This window comes from Sphingomonas sp. (genome assembly GCF_041661885.1).
Taxonomy (GTDB): Bacteria; Pseudomonadota; Alphaproteobacteria; order Sphingomonadales; family Sphingomonadaceae; genus Sphingomonas.
Genome location: NZ_JBAZTL010000002.1, coordinates 391848 through 406013 on the forward strand (window position 1 = coordinate 391848; position 14166 = coordinate 406013).

15 protein-coding genes are annotated in these 14166 nt (G+C 64.1%); 5 read left to right on the forward strand and 10 right to left on the reverse strand.

The window, feature by feature from the left end:
* Positions 1–37: 37 nt before the first annotated feature.
* Genes WC704_RS05905 through WC704_RS05915 form a run of 3 tightly spaced genes read right to left on the reverse strand, consistent with a single transcriptional unit; the run spans position 38 to position 2814 of the window.
* The gene (locus WC704_RS05905; RefSeq protein WP_372888979.1) at positions 38–1264 is read right to left on the reverse strand and encodes a class I SAM-dependent methyltransferase; all 1227 of its coding nucleotides are present in this window, start codon (positions 1262–1264) and stop codon (positions 38–40) included.
* A gap of 18 nt (positions 1265–1282) precedes the next feature.
* Positions 1283–2044, reverse strand: a complete 762-nt coding sequence (locus tag WC704_RS05910) for a molybdopterin-dependent oxidoreductase (RefSeq protein WP_372888980.1) — start codon at positions 2042–2044, stop codon at positions 1283–1285.
* Complete coding sequence (locus tag WC704_RS05915) at positions 2041–2814, reverse strand: cytochrome b/b6 domain-containing protein (RefSeq protein ID WP_372888981.1); 774 nt, start codon at positions 2812–2814, stop codon at positions 2041–2043. The genes WC704_RS05910 and WC704_RS05915 overlap by 4 nt, the downstream gene beginning before the upstream one ends.
* A gap of 113 nt (positions 2815–2927) precedes the next feature.
* On the opposite strand from WC704_RS05915, the gene WC704_RS05920 reads away from it, so the two are divergent.
* Complete coding sequence (locus WC704_RS05920; protein ID WP_372888982.1) at positions 2928–3557, forward strand: flavin reductase family protein; 630 nt, start codon at positions 2928–2930, stop codon at positions 3555–3557.
* A gap of 6 nt (positions 3558–3563) precedes the next feature.
* Here the strand turns inward: WC704_RS05920 and WC704_RS05925 are convergent, their stop codons facing one another.
* The 6 genes from WC704_RS05925 to gluQRS form a co-directional block, all read right to left on the reverse strand.
* Positions 3564–4433, reverse strand: coding sequence for a 3-hydroxyacyl-CoA dehydrogenase NAD-binding domain-containing protein (locus tag WC704_RS05925; RefSeq protein ID WP_372888983.1), 870 nt, complete (start codon positions 4431–4433; stop codon positions 3564–3566).
* A 125-nt stretch (positions 4434–4558) separates the two neighbouring features.
* Positions 4559–5536 (reverse strand): L-histidine N(alpha)-methyltransferase, encoded by a 978-nt coding sequence (gene egtD / locus WC704_RS05930; RefSeq protein ID WP_372888984.1) that lies wholly within the window; start codon positions 5534–5536, stop codon positions 4559–4561.
* Position 5537: 1 nt separating this feature from the next.
* On the reverse strand, positions 5538–6797 hold the full coding sequence (gene egtB / locus WC704_RS05935; RefSeq protein ID WP_372888985.1) for an ergothioneine biosynthesis protein EgtB: 1260 nt from the start codon (positions 6795–6797) through the stop codon (positions 5538–5540).
* Positions 6798–6832: 35 nt separating this feature from the next.
* Complete coding sequence (locus tag WC704_RS05940; protein ID WP_372888986.1) at positions 6833–7432, reverse strand: cob(I)yrinic acid a,c-diamide adenosyltransferase; 600 nt, start codon at positions 7430–7432, stop codon at positions 6833–6835.
* A 38-nt stretch (positions 7433–7470) separates the two neighbouring features.
* Complete coding sequence (locus WC704_RS05945) at positions 7471–7713, reverse strand: twin transmembrane helix small protein (RefSeq protein WP_372888987.1); 243 nt, start codon at positions 7711–7713, stop codon at positions 7471–7473.
* Between the two features lie 9 nt (positions 7714–7722).
* Positions 7723–8595 (reverse strand): tRNA glutamyl-Q(34) synthetase GluQRS, encoded by an 873-nt coding sequence (gluQRS, locus tag WC704_RS05950; RefSeq protein WP_372888988.1) that lies wholly within the window; start codon positions 8593–8595, stop codon positions 7723–7725.
* A 135-nt stretch (positions 8596–8730) separates the two neighbouring features.
* Here gluQRS and WC704_RS05955 point away from each other — a divergent pair, with 135 nt between their 5' ends.
* The 4 genes from WC704_RS05955 (at position 8731) to ppc (ending at position 13563) form a co-directional block, all read left to right on the forward strand.
* On the forward strand, positions 8731–9297 hold the full coding sequence (locus WC704_RS05955) for an HNH endonuclease (protein ID WP_033966190.1): 567 nt from the start codon (positions 8731–8733) through the stop codon (positions 9295–9297).
* 115 nt (positions 9298–9412) lie between these two features.
* Positions 9413–9949 carry a hypothetical protein gene (locus tag WC704_RS05960; RefSeq protein ID WP_372888989.1) on the forward strand — a complete coding sequence of 179 codons (537 nt, stop codon included), beginning with the start codon at positions 9413–9415 and terminating at the stop codon, positions 9947–9949.
* Positions 9950–9970: 21 nt separating this feature from the next.
* Complete coding sequence (locus WC704_RS05965; protein ID WP_372888990.1) at positions 9971–10807, forward strand: hypothetical protein; 837 nt, start codon at positions 9971–9973, stop codon at positions 10805–10807.
* Positions 10808–10863: 56 nt separating this feature from the next.
* Positions 10864–13563: a phosphoenolpyruvate carboxylase gene (ppc, locus tag WC704_RS05970; RefSeq protein ID WP_372888991.1), complete on the forward strand. Its 2700-nt coding sequence runs from the start codon at positions 10864–10866 to the stop codon at positions 13561–13563.
* A 16-nt stretch (positions 13564–13579) separates the two neighbouring features.
* Here the strand turns inward: ppc and WC704_RS05975 are convergent, their stop codons facing one another.
* Positions 13580–14161 (reverse strand): YbhB/YbcL family Raf kinase inhibitor-like protein, encoded by a 582-nt coding sequence (locus tag WC704_RS05975; protein ID WP_372888992.1) that lies wholly within the window; start codon positions 14159–14161, stop codon positions 13580–13582.
* Between the last annotated feature and the right edge of the window lie 5 nt (positions 14162–14166).

Sequence of the window (14166 nt, forward strand, 5' to 3'; positions counted from 1 at the left end):
TGCCCCCTATGCGAGGCCGCGCGCCCACGCAACCGGGTTACAGCCGCAAACGCTGCTCACCCTCGATCATGTAATCGCGCGTGATCGGCAGGACGTGGCGATTTTTCGCGAACTGCACCTGATAATTGACCATCCCGCCAAAGTGGAAAGCCGCCCCTGCGCCCGCGAGATAGAATTGCCACATGCGAAAGAAGCGCTCGTCATACAGCGCCACGATCTGTTCGCGCGCGGCAACGGTACGGTCATACCAATCATCGAGCGTATAGGCATAATGCAGCCGCAGCACCTCGACGTCGGTGACCATCAGGCGCAGGCCTTCATTGGCCGAAATAATCTCGGACAATGCCGGATTATACCCGCCGGGGAAGATATATTGCGTGGTCCATTTGTCGGTCACGCCCGGCCCACCCGCGCGCCCGATCGTGTGGAGCAACATCACGCCATCGTCGCTCAGCAAGTCGCGGCACTGGCGGAAAAACGTCTTGTAATGCGCCGGGCCGACATGCTCGAACATCCCGACCGACACGATCCGGTCGAATTTGCCCTGCACATGGCGATAATCGATCAACTCGAAGGTGACCATGTCGGCCACACCCGCTGCGGCTGCCCGCTCCCGCGCGACTTTCAACTGTTCCTCCGACAAGGTCACGCCCAGCACCTTGGCACCCGTCATCTGGTGCAGATACAGCGCCATGCCGCCCCAGCCGCAACCGATGTCGAGCACGGTCATGCCGGGCTTTAACGCCAGCTTGGCGGCGATATGCGCCTTCTTGTCGCTCTGCGCCTGCTCCAGGCTGTTGGAGGGGTCGGTGAAATAGGCGCAGCTATATTGGCGGTCGGCATCGAGGAAGAGATCGTACAGCCGGTCCGACAGATCATAATGGTGCGCAACGTTGCGCTTCGACCGACGCGCCATGTTGATCCGCCCGATACGGTGCGTCACCGCCTGGATCGCGCGGCGCAGCGGGGAGGCGACGAGACCGTTCTGCCCCGCCTCCCACGGATCGTTCATCGTCAGCAGCCGAACGAGATCGCGCACATCCCCCTGCTCGACGACCAGCCGTCCGTTCATATAGGCCTCGCCCGCGCCGAGCCCCGGATCGCGCACGATCGCGCCGGCGGCACCGGCATCGGTGAAGCGAATCGCCACATCGGGAAAGCCCGGTTCAGCCGTGCCGAAACTCAGGGTCTTGCCATCGGCGTGGTGGACGGTGAGCGTGCCGCGCTGGACCCGCTTGGCGAGAAACACATCAATCAATGCCATGCGCAGGCCACTAACCCGTTAAATACCTGCATACCAATCGTAATCAACATGATCTTCCCAATATCCACCTTTGCCAAGCCCGATCCCGGCGAGCGAGGCGACCGCGTCGATCCGCATCACATATTTGGCGTGCTTATATCCAAGCTGACGCTCGACCCGCAGCCGGATCGGCGCGCCGTGCGCTACACTCAGTAAATGGTCGTTCATGGCCCACGCCATAATCGTCTGGGGATGGAAAGCGTCGATCAGATCAAGCGACTCATAATAAGGCTGGCCCGAATAAAGATCGGCGCAGGTGAACACGACATAGCGTGCCGTTGTCCGGATATCCGCCGCCTTCAGGATCGTTCCCAGCAAGGGCCCGTGCCACTTGCCGATCGCGCTCCACCCTTCGACGCAATCGTGCCGCGTGATCTGCGTACGCGCCGGCATCGCCAGCAGCGCCTGGCGCGAGATGGACAGCGGGCGGTTGACGAGCCCGCCAACCTCCAGCCGCCAGTTCGCGAAATTTTCCGCAACCATCGCGTTATAGCTGGCGGTATTGGGGTTGTGAGTTCCGTTGACGCGGAAGATCGGCGACATTTGCTCTGGCCGATATTCCTTGGCCAGGCTGTTGCGATCGGTCAGCGCGCGGGCCAGCCCGTGGTTGATCTTTTCGCCGGAAAACAGGATTTTGCGAAAGGACGGGTTGTTGGCGACCTTGTCGCATCCGCTGAGCAACGCGCCTGCACCAAGCGCTCCGGTCGTGAGCAGCGCGCGCCGCGTGATAATCGCGCTCATGCCGCTTCCTCCTCATCATGCGTGGCGGGAACTGTCCACCATCCCGTCACCATCGACTTTACCTCAGGCCACGCCCCGGCGAGAATGACCAGCACCAGATGGACGATGATGAACAGCACCAATCCGCTCGCCGCGATGAAATGCAGCGAGCGCGCCGACGCCCGTCCACCGACCAAATCGAGCATCCACGGCCAGGCCGCAACCATCGTCGGCGAGAGCACCAGCCCCGACAGGATCATCATCGGGATCAGACCGAAAATCACCAGCACATAGGACAACTTCTGGAAGATATTGAACGCGCCGGGATTTTTGGGGTCGTGAAAACGAAAGGCGAGATGCTCCTTCAGGTCGAACCACAAATGCGCCGGAGCGAGCTCCTTTAGCCGAATCCGCAAATCCTTCTGGAAATGCTGGTTGATCAGGCTCGACACCATGAACGCCAGCAATCCGAACGCGAACACCAATGCAAACAGCAAATGCCAGCGCCGCGCGATCGCCAGATTATACCCGGCTGGAATGGTGAGATAGGATGGCGCGTGCGGCGGGTTGAACCACGGATGATCCGGATTGGCGCCAAACTGCCCCCAATAAAGGTGTGGGTGGGCATTCAGGATCGTCAGACCGCTGCCGATCATGATGAAAACCGTTACGACGTTGAGCCAATGCCACAGGCGCGTCGCCAGTCGATGGCGGTACAGCGCCGTGCCGGGCGACGGCGGCGCGTCGGCTGGTGTCGCATCTGATTCGTTTGGGAGACTTGTGTCGGTCATATAGATCCCTATTCGGCCCGCCACGCGGCTCGGTTACGATGCGACCCTATCATATCGGGCATCATATCCGGTACGCGCGATATTCAAAACCGGAAACGGAAGTTTAGACCAGGATGATACAGCACCATTTCTACGAACCGCGCGACGGTCACAAGACCGTCCCCGGCCTGGCGCATGATCCGCTGAATGCGATCGTGGCACCCCGCCCGATTGGCTGGATCAGCACGCTTGGCAGCGATGGCGTTCGCAACCTGGCACCCTACAGCTTCTTCAGCCTGTACAATTATCAACCGCCGATCATCGGTTTTACGTCGATCGGCTGGAAGGACAGCGTTGCCAACGTGGCGCAAAGCGGTGAATTTGTGTGGAATCTCGCCACGCGCGATCTGGCCGACGCCATGAACGCAAGCGCTGCGACGGTTACCCCCGAAGTCGATGAATTCACCCTGGCCGGCCTGGCCGTTGCCCCCTCGCGGGTCGTCGCGCCACTGCGGGTCGCTGCCAGCCCGGTCGCGTTCGAATGCCGCCTGACCCAGACGCTGCGGCTGGCATCCGCCGACGGCACCACGCTCGACACCTGGCTGGTGCTCGGCGAAGTCGTCGGCATCCACATCGCGCCGCATCTGATTGAGGAAGGTGCCTATCGCACCGCCGCCGCTCACCCAATTTTGCGCGGCGGCGGCGCGGCGGATTATTTCGAAATCGGCGAGGCGGCCCGTTTTGCGATGCGGCGGCCGGATTAACCGGGTTTACCGCGTCGGCACCGGCTCCGCGCCGGTATAATCGTAAAAACCGCGCTTGGTCTTGCGGCCGAACCAGCCGGCCTCGACATATTTCACCAGCAGCGGGGCCGGGCGGAATTTGGGGTCGCCCGTCCCCTCGAACAGCACGCGGGTAATCTCGAGGCAGGTGTCGAGCCCGATGAAATCGGCGAGTGTCAGCGGCCCCATCGGGTGATTGAGCCCGAGCTGGCACGCCAGATCGATATCGCGGATCGTCGCCACGCCCTCGCCCAGCGCGAAGCACGCTTCGTTGAGCATCGGCATCAGGATGCGGTTGACGATGAAGCCTGGCGCATCATTGGCATGGACGATCTGCTTGCCAAGCTTTTGGCCGAACGCCTCGACCGCGTTGACCGTCGCGTCCGAGGTGGCGAGCCCGCGGATCAGCTCGATCAAGCCCATCACCGGCACCGGATTGAAGAAATGCACGCCGACGAAGCGCCCGGCATCGGGTGCCGCCTGGGCGAGGCGCGTAATCGGGATCGAGGAGGTGTTGGAGGCGAGGATCGCCGTGTCCGACAGCACCTTGCCGACCTCCGCGAAGATCGCGCGCTTGATTTCCTCGCGCTCGGTCGCCGCTTCGATGACGAGGAAGGCCGGGCCCATCTCGGCGACGCTCGCCACCGGTTCGATCAGCGCAAGCGCGGCATCGCGCGCTTGCGACGTGATCTTTTCCTTGGTCACCAGCCGGTCGAGCGCCTTGGCGATGCCCGCCTTGCCGACTTGCGCGCGCTCCAGCGAGACATCGCTGAGCAATACGCGGAAGCCCGCCTGCGCCGAAACCTGCGCGATCCCCGCGCCCATCTGCCCCGCGCCGATTACGCCAACCGTCTGCATATCCCGTCCTTCGCTCCTGTCTGCGCTCGCTTTAGGGATCACGCGATGCGACGGCAATCATAGGCCTTGGCATAGATTCTGGCGGCAGGAAGAATCGCCGCCGCGATTGGATAGCGGTTTGGCGCTTACGGCGCGTGTCGGGCCGGCTGTGCCTCGGCCAGAAGCACCGCGAACAGGCCATCGGGATCGGTCCATTCCGCAATCGGCGTCCATCCGCCCGCGCGCAGCAGGATGCGCGCATCGCGCGGGCCGTATTTGTGGCTGTTCTCGGTGTGGATCGTCTCGCCCGCCGCCATCTCAAACATCCGCCCCTCGATCTCGAAACGGAGGTCCCGCGTCGCTTCGAGATGCATTTCGATCCGGGCGCGCGAATCGTTCCAGACCGCGCGGTGGCGGAAGGCGTCGAGCGGGATGGTGCCGCCCAGTTCGCGATTGATCCGTTCGAGCAAATTGCGGTTGAACGCGGCGGTCACCCGCTGCGCATCGTCATAGGCCGCCTCCAGCACGCGCGCATCCTTGATCCGGTCCATCCCGATCAGCAGCATCGCGCCCTCGCCCAGCGACGCCTTCATCGCGCGCAGCAAATCGACGCTGGAATGCGGGATCATGTTGCCGATGGTCGAGCCGGGGAAGAACCCCAGCTTGGGCGTATCCGCCACCGGCTCCGGCAGCGTGATCGGGTGGAGGAAATCGGCCTCGACCGGGAGCACCGGCAAGCCGGGAAAGGCGGACGCCAGCCCGGCCGACGATTCACGCAGGAAATCGCCCGAAATATCGATCGGGACATAGGCTGAAGGGGCAACCGCGCGCAGCAGGATCGGCGTCTTGGTCGAGGAACCCGAACCGAATTCGACGACCGCGCGCCCCACGCCCGCAATCCGCGCGACCTCCGCGCAACACGCCCGCAGAATCGCGGTTTCGGTGCGTGTCGGATAATATTCGGGCAAATCGGTGATCGCCTCGAACAATTCGGAGCCACGCCGGTCATAGAACCACCGCGCCGGAATCGCGCGCGGGCGGCTGGCGAAACCGCGCAACACGTCGTGGCGAAAGGCCGGATCGGCCAGCGTGACCTGGCCGTCCTCGATTTCGGGCTTCAACATCTCAAAGGTCCTTCGCCAGCCGAACACCGGTGAATTGCCAGCGCTGGTGCGGATAAAAGAAATTGCGGTAGCTTGCCCGCATATGGCCGCGCGGCGTCGCGCACGATCCCCCGCGCAGCACGCACTGCCCGCTCATGAACTTGCCATTATATTCGCCAACCGCGCCTTCGACCGCGCGGAAGCCGGGATAGGGCCGGAACGCGCTGCCGGTCCATTCCCACACATCCCCGAAAAAGGCGGGACCATCGCTCGCCGGGCGCGGTTCGACCGGCCCCGCCGCGTCCATCTGGTTGCCGCCAGCCGGATCATGGTTCGATGCCGCCGCCTCCCATTCCGCCTCGGTCGGCAAGCGTGCGCCTGCCCAACTGGCATAGGCATCGGCTTCGTAGAAACTGACATGCGTCACCGGTGCAGCGGGATCGAGCGCGCGCCGTCCGTCGAGCCCGAAGCGCGTCCACCCGTCACCCGTCCGCTCCCAATAAAGCGGCGCGGCAATCCGTTCGCGCTGCACCCATGCCCAGCCATCGGACAGCCAATGGCGCGGCTCGGCATAGCCGCCATCGGCGATGAACGCGGCCCATTCGCCATTGGTCACGGTACGATCGGCCAAGGCGTGGGGGGTGAGCAACACCGGGTGGCGCGGCCCCTCGGCATCGAACGCAAAAGCATCGCCGTCATGGCCGATCTCGACAACACCGCTCGTGCCGTCGATCCAGCCGAGCGGGCCGGGCATTGCCACCGGCACCTTGCGCGGGGGCGCCCATAAAGCGGGTTCGACCGGATTTTGCGCCATCAAATGCACGATGTCGGTGACGAGCAATTCCTGGTGCTGCTGCTCATGCTGGCACCCCAGCATCACCAATTCCTGCGCCGCCTGGGGAAGATCGGGCAGCGCCGCCGCCAGCACGGCATCGACATGCGCGCGATAGGCAAGGATCTCGTCGAGCGATGGCCGCGTCACCATCCCGCGTCGCGGACGCGCGTGGCGCTTGCCCTCGGCCTCGTAATAGCTGTTGAACAGGAAGGGGAAACGCGCGTCGTACAGCCTGTAGCCGGACACGAAATCACGCAACACGAAGGTTTCGAAAAACCAGCTCGTATGCGCCAGATGCCATTTGGCGGGCGACGCATCCTCCATCGACTGCACCGTCGCATCGGCATCCGACAAGGGCCCGACCAAGGCGACCGACAACGCGCGCACCGCCTGAAAATGCTCCACCAGCGCGCGCGCCGGGCGCTTGGGGACCGGTTGCAGTGCCATCGTCATGTCCCCTTCTTTCAGAAGCGCCAGCCGAACTAGCGCGTCGCTCCCGGTCGCCACAGAACGTCGCCATCCGCGCTTTGGTTCACCGCGCGCGCGGCAACGAACAGATAATCCGACAGACGGTTGAGATAGGCGAGCGCGAGCGGATTGAAAGCCTCGGTCCGTGTCGCTGCCACCGCGGTACGCTCGGCACGACGTACCGTCGCACGCGCGATATGGAGGGCAGCGGCCCCGGCTGATCCGCCCGGCAGGATGAAACTGGTCAGGGGTGCCAAATCCGCATTCATCCGGTCGATTTCCGCCTCGAGCCGATCGACTTGCGCCGCCACCACCCGCAGCGTCATCGCGGATGGCGCGAAATCGTCGCCCTCGCTCCCGGTTTTCGGCGTGGCGAGATCCGCACCGAGATCGAACAAATCATTCTGGATCCGCGCCAGCCATGTCGTCAGGTCGGTGCTGGCCAGGCCATCCTGCGCAATCGCCACGATCGCCGCACCGATCGCGCTATTGGCTTCGTCAACATCGCCCATCGCCGCCAGCCGTGCCGCATCCTTGGCAATGCGCGATCCATCGACCAGCCCGGTCGTGCCGTCATCGCCGGTGCGCGTGTAGATGCGGTTGAGCTTGACCATGTGTTATTCCAACCGCCGGGCTACGCCCCAAGCCGGGCTCAGCTCTTGCCGGCGAACCACATCAACACCACCACCAGGAAAATGGCGACCGCCTGCAACATCACGCGATATTGCATCATCTGGTTGGATCGCACCGAAGACGCGATCCGCGCCTCGCCCGGCGTTGCCCCGTCGCGCAAATTCTGGCTCGCGCCGAGCAGAAAGATGACCAGTCCACGGACCAGCACGACGACCACCGCGATCATCGCGGCGACCAACAGGATTGTCAGGAAAGTGCTCATTTGCCTAATCTAGGCGTTTTGCCGACCAATGCCAATGCCCGGCGGCCCGGCGCGCAACCGGCTTGCCAGGGCGCGCCCGTCACCGCCCTGCAATCGCACGCTTTCGAGCGTCGGCGCGTCGTTGCGCTTCGCCAGCCGCCGCCCGTTGGGGCCGGTCAACAAGGCATGATGACGATACAGTGGCGTCGGTAACCCCAGCAGCGCTTGCAGCACGCGATGCACATCGGTCGCCGCGAACAAATCGACCCCGCGCACGATATGCGTCACCCCTTGCGCGGCATCATCGACCGTCACCGCGAGATGGTAACTGGCCAGCGCATCCTTGCGCGCCAGCACGACATCGCCCTGCGTCAGCGGATCGGCGCGTACCCGCCCGGCGAGCGCATCGCTCCACCACAGGCCCTCCCCTTCCGTCAGCGCCACCGCGCGCGCCATATCCAGCCGCCAGGCATGCGACACTCCGCCCGCGATCCGCGCCGCGCGTTCTGTCGCGCTCAACCCCCGGCAAAGTCCCGGATAGACGCTTTCCGGGCCGTGCGGGGCCGACTGGCTCGCCGCGATTTCGGCGCGCGTGCAGAAGCACGGATAAAGCAGCCCCATGTCCTGCAAGCGCCCGAGTGCCGCGGCGTAGGCCGCTTCACGAGTCGACTGGAACAGCACCGCCCCGTCCCAATCCAGCCCCAGCCATGTGAGATCAGCCAGGATCGCATCGACATGCTCTGCGCGGCTGCGCGTGCCATCGATATCCTCGATCCGCAGCAGGAAGCGCCCGCCCGCCGATCGCGCCAGATCGTGCGCCAGTACCGCCGAATAGGCGTGCCCCAGATGCAACCGCCCTGTCGGACTTGGCGCAAAGCGCGTAACCACGTCGCGCACGGTCATCCCAACACCGCTCTTGACCGCGAGTCGCGCGCTGTGCTGAAATCGTTAACGACAGGGTGCGGTGTCATCACAGCGTCATCCTAATGGGCTTGAAGCCCGGCAGGAAGCGCCACTCAGTGGTAAAAGGGGGTCCAGATGTACCATCCCGATCTGATCCGCCATCCGGATGGCTGTCCCGCACTCGTGCTCAATGCGGACTATACGCCGCTCAGCTATTATCCGCTTTCGCTGTGGCCGTGGCAGACCGCGATCAAGGCGGTGTTCCTCGACCGGGTCGACATCGTCGCCGAATATGAACGCGAAGTGCGCAGCCCGACGCAGCGCATTAAACTGCCCTCGGTCATCGCCCTCAAATCCTATGTGCGCCCTTCGGCTTTCCCGGCTTTCACGCGCTTCAACCTGTTCCTGCGCGACAAGTTCATGTGCCAATATTGCGGGGCCGGTCACGACCTGACCTTCGATCATATCGTGCCGCGCGCACAAGGCGGGCGCACCACCTGGGAAAACGTCGCCACCGCCTGTTCGCCGTGCAACCTCAAAAAGGGCGGACGCACGCCAAAGCAAGCCGGGATGCCGCTGCACATCGACGCGATCCGCCCGACGAGCTGGCAATTGCAGGAACATGGCCGCCGCTATCCGCCTAATTTCCTGCATGATACCTGGCATGACTGGCTGTATTGGGACGTCGAACTGGAAGCTTAAGCCTACATTTTTCGACGACAATCCCCGAACCGGCTCGGTCGGATCCCGATTTTACCTGCAGCCTTTCGCCACCTTTGGTTTTGTGGTAGCTTCTCTGTATTGGCAGGGGGCTGCGATGGCTGGGGTTTTTCCTACGCTCGATCCACGATCGGCACGCATCATGGCGGTGTTCACTGTCAGTGTCGTGACCGCCACCACCGGGTTGCTTGCCTGGCTGACCGTCGGCTTCGCGCTTGGCACCTTGGACGGCTATACTTGGCCCGCGCGCGGCTTGCTGCTGCTGATGGATTATCGGCCGACCGAATTGCTGAGCAAGGGCCTGCTGTTTCTGCTGGCGCTTGGTGCCGGCGTCGTCGCCCGCTCCCGTGGACGCGACGCCTTATACTATGCGGTGGTGGCCATCGGTCTTGTCGGCATCGTGCTGTGCATCGTGCTTTCGGTGCTGCTGCGCGATCGGGACGTGGCCCATGCCATTTTCGATCACAGCACGATCGACACGCTGATAACCAGCAAGGCTTATTTTGATGGCCTGCCGCGCGTGTTCGTTCCGCTGGGTCTGTGGTTGACCGGTACGGTTTCGACGCAGCTTGGAATGCCCGACGCTGGCGAACCGCCGCAGCCCGCGCCGCCCACCCCGGCACCAACCTCATGACATCAAGCTGCGGAGACTGAGATGCGCGCGTTGACACTCCTTCGCTGGATCCCCGCCTGTATCGCTGCGCTCGCACCGCTCACCGCCAGTGCGCAAACCTCCAAAACGATTCCGCTCATCATTCATTGGAGCGCGCCGCAACCGCACCGCGTGTCGCTAACCGATGACGGCGGCGTTTCGGAGCTGGCGCATGATGCCGGCTCGACCACCTTCACCGGAACGCTTGCCGTTCCCACGCGCCTGGTCGAACAACGCACTATCTTGTTGAACCTCGACAACGATACCTTCGCGTTGATTCTCAATGTGCGAAAGGGCCTGAACCGCGTGGAATTTACCGTCGCGACCGACCGCCCTCCGTCCTGTGCCGATCTGCTCGTAAGACAGGTGGAGGCGTATACCGACAATATCACCGACGCCCTTCGCATGATGTTGCGGGCCTCGGCGATGCTTAAAATTCCACCGGATGACCAGTGCTTCGCCGATCGATTGCCGCGCACGATCAAGGCTCGCTTCGATCGCAACGCGAATCTTGTGCAATATTCGAACGGCCTGTTCGCGATCGACCCCGAAGCGAAAACGGCCTTGTTGCGCAGCGGTCTCCGCAACGCACCCGCCCTCGCGATGACGGTCGAGCACGATGCGAGCAGCGCGTTGGCCAAGGGGCTATACACCGACATGCTGGCCACAGGTGCCGACGATTCGCACGCCGCCTCCGCGCTTGCCGCCGATATGAGCAGCGCGGTCGCGCAAAACGAGACGCTCGCTGCGGGCTTCAAGGATCAGGGCATCTCCGCCAAGCGGCTGGAAAAGGACACCGATTTTTTCGAAGCCAAAGCACGAGTGGCCCGTCCCGAGTGATCGGATGATCCACATCCACCGTTGACCCCCGCGCTGCCGCAATGCAGCATAGGCTAATGGCATCCCTCCCCGGTATCGCAAACAATCCCGACATCCGTTTTCTGGGCAAATTGCTCGGCGATGTCATTCGCGCTTATGGTGGCGATACGCTGTATCAGCGTACCGAACATATCCGCGCCGCATCGGTCGACCGGCATCGCGGCGGGACCGACGTCGATCTCGGGCTCGACCGGCTGAACCTCGACGAAACGCTCGATTTCGTGCGCGGTTTCATGCTGTTCTCAATGCTCGCCAATCTTGCCGAGGATCGCCAGGGCGTCGCCGCCGAACGCGGGGCTGACCTTGCCGCCGCGCTCGAACGGCTGGCGGACGAAGGCATCGACAAGGCGCAGGTGATGCGCCTGCTCGACCACGCACTGATCGCCCCCGTGCTTACCGCGCACCCGACCGAGGTGCGCCGCAAATCGATGATCGACCACCGCAACCGCATCGCCGCCTTGATGCTGCTGCGCGATGGCGGCGCCACCGAAACCCCCGATGGCGACAATATCGAAGAGGCGATCCTGCGCCAAATCGCCTTGTTGTGGCAGACGCGCGTGCTGCGGCGCGAGCGGCTGTACGTTACCGACGAAGTCGAAACCGCGCTCAGTTATTTGCGCGACGTGTTCCTGCCCGCTTTGCCCGCGCTCTATCAGCGGTGGGACCGGGCGCTTGGCGAACGCGTGCCGAGCTTCGTGCGGCCGGGAAGCTGGATCGGCGGCGACCGTGATGGCAACCCCTTCGTCACTGCCGACAGCCTGACCACCGCGCTCGCCAAGGCGAGCGAAGCGGTGCTGGTCTATTATCTCGACGCGGTTCATGCGCTGGGTGCCGAACTGTCGATCTCGACCGATCTCGCCCCCGCCGATGCAGGCGTACAGGCGCTGGCCGAGGCAAGCGGCGATACCGCCGAAAGCCGCAGCGACGAACCCTATCGCCGCGCCTTGTCGGGCATTTACGCGCGCCTCGCCGCGACGCACCTCGCGCTCACCGGCAAGCCAGCGCCCCGCCCCGGCGCATTGAAGGGCGAACGCTACCCCGATCCGCAGGCGTTCCGCGCCGATCTTGTCATCATCGCGCGCGCGCTGCGGCAAGAGGAGCATCAGGGCGGCGGTGCGCTGTCCTCGGGCGGTGCGCTCGGGCGGCTGGTGCGCGCGGTCGAGACCTTCGGCTTCCATCTGGCGACGCTCGATCTGCGCCAGAACAGCGCGGTCCACGAACGCGTCGTCGCCGAACTGCTCAAGGTCGCCGGCGTCGAGGGCGACTATCTGGCGCTGGGCGAATCGCAGCGCGTCTCGCTGCTGCGTCACGAACTGTCCAATGCGCGCCCGCTCGCCAGCCCGTTCGCCGCTTATTCAGACGAGACGCGGTCCGAACTGGCCATCCTGCGCGCGGCGGCAAAGGCGCACGCCACTTATGGCCCGGCGTGCATCGCGCAGCATATCGTGTCGATGGCGCAATCGGTATCGGATCTGCTCGAACTCAACATCCTGTTGAAGGAGGTCGGCCTGTATCGCCCCGGCGGTGCCTCGGGCGAGCCGTCGAGCGCGGCGATCATGGCGGTGCCGCTGTTCGAGACGATCGGCGATCTCGAGGCCGCCCCCGCCATCATGACCGAATGGTTCGCGCTGCCCGAAGTGCGCGGCATTACTGCGGCGCGCAGCTTCCAGGAAGTGATGATCGGTTATTCGGACAGCAACAAGGACGGGGGGTATCTCACCTCGACCTGGAGCCTGTCCAAGGCCTCGACCGCGCTGAAAAGCGTGTTTGCCGATGCGGGTGTTGGGATGCAATTGTTCCACGGTCGCGGCGGCGCGGTCGGGCGCGGCGGTGGGTCGTCCTTCGCCGCAATCCGCGCGCAGCCGCCCGGCACGGTGCAGGGCCGCATCCGCATCACCGAACAGGGCGAAGTGATCGCGGGCAAATATGGCACGCGCGACAGCGCGATGACCAATTTGGAGGCGATGGCGTCGGCCACCTTGCTCGCCAGCCTGGAGCCAGACGCACTGTCAGCGGCGGACACCGCCCGCTTCTCGGCGGCGATGGACACGCTCTCCGCCTCCGCCTTCGCGGCCTATCGCGATCTGGTGTACGGCAGCAACGGTGACGATCGCGGGTTCCGCACCTTCTTCCGCCAGATGACCCCGCTCGCCGAAATTTCCGGCCTCAAGATCGGCAGCCGCCCGGCGAGCCGCACCAAATCCGACCGGATCGAGGATCTGCGCGCGATTCCCTGGGTGTTCAGTTGGGCGCAGGCGCGCGTGATGCTGCCGGGCTGGTACGGTGTCGGCCATGCGCTGGCGGCGTTTCCGGACAAGGGTTTGCTCGCTGAAATGGCGCAAGGCTGGCCGTTCTTCGCCGCCAGCCTCGCCAATATGGAACAGGTGATCGCCAAGTCCGACATAGGCATTGCCGCGCGCTATGCCGGGCTGGTCGAGGACCGCGCGCTCGCCGATGCGATCTTCCCGCGCATCGAAAGCGGCTGGCAGCAAGCGCATGACGGGTTGCTGCAAGTCACCGGCCAATCGCGCCTGCTGGAGGCGCACCCCGCGCTCGACGCCTCGATCCGCCTGCGCCTGCCCTATATCGAGCCGCTCAACCTGCTCCAGATCGAACTCATCAAGCGCCGCCGCGCGGGCGACGAGGATGAACGAATCGGCGAGGGCATCCTGCTGTCGATCAACGCAATCGCGACGGCGCTCCGGAATAGCGGTTGAGTTCAGGCGGAAGGGGTTAGCCCACAACCTGCCCCCGCGCATAAAGCCCGGTCAGCATCCCTGCGCCGATCACATGGCCCGCCATCGCGTTGAGCACTGCGCTACGCCCCGGCGCATCGCCCAAATTGGCGGCTGGGCAATCGAGCGCGAACAGTTGAAAAACATAGCGATGCTCGCCATGCCCCTTGGGCGGATCGGGCGAGAGCCAGTTTTGTGAAAGAAGGGAATTTCTGCCGGTATCGCCGGTCGCGGTATCGGCGACGATCGCGCCTTCGGCCAGCGCGCGCATTCCCGCTGGCAAGCCCCACAGAATCGCGTGAACCAGCGGCGCAGGCGTCGGCGAATCGGCATCCTCGACAATCAACGCAAGGCTCTGCGTGCCTGCCGGCACCGCGTCCCAAGCCAGCGGCGGCGACACGCCCGCACCATCGGCGGTGAAGCGCCGCGGCATTTCGGTCCAGTCGCCAAAGGCCGGGCTGCTAAGCACGATTGGTGCAAAACTCTTGCCCAGCGCTGGGTTGACGATCGTGAGATGCTCCGCCCCCGCGCGCACGCCGCTCAGCGAAGCACCAAGCCATTCGGGGAGATGTTCGAGCATCGTTG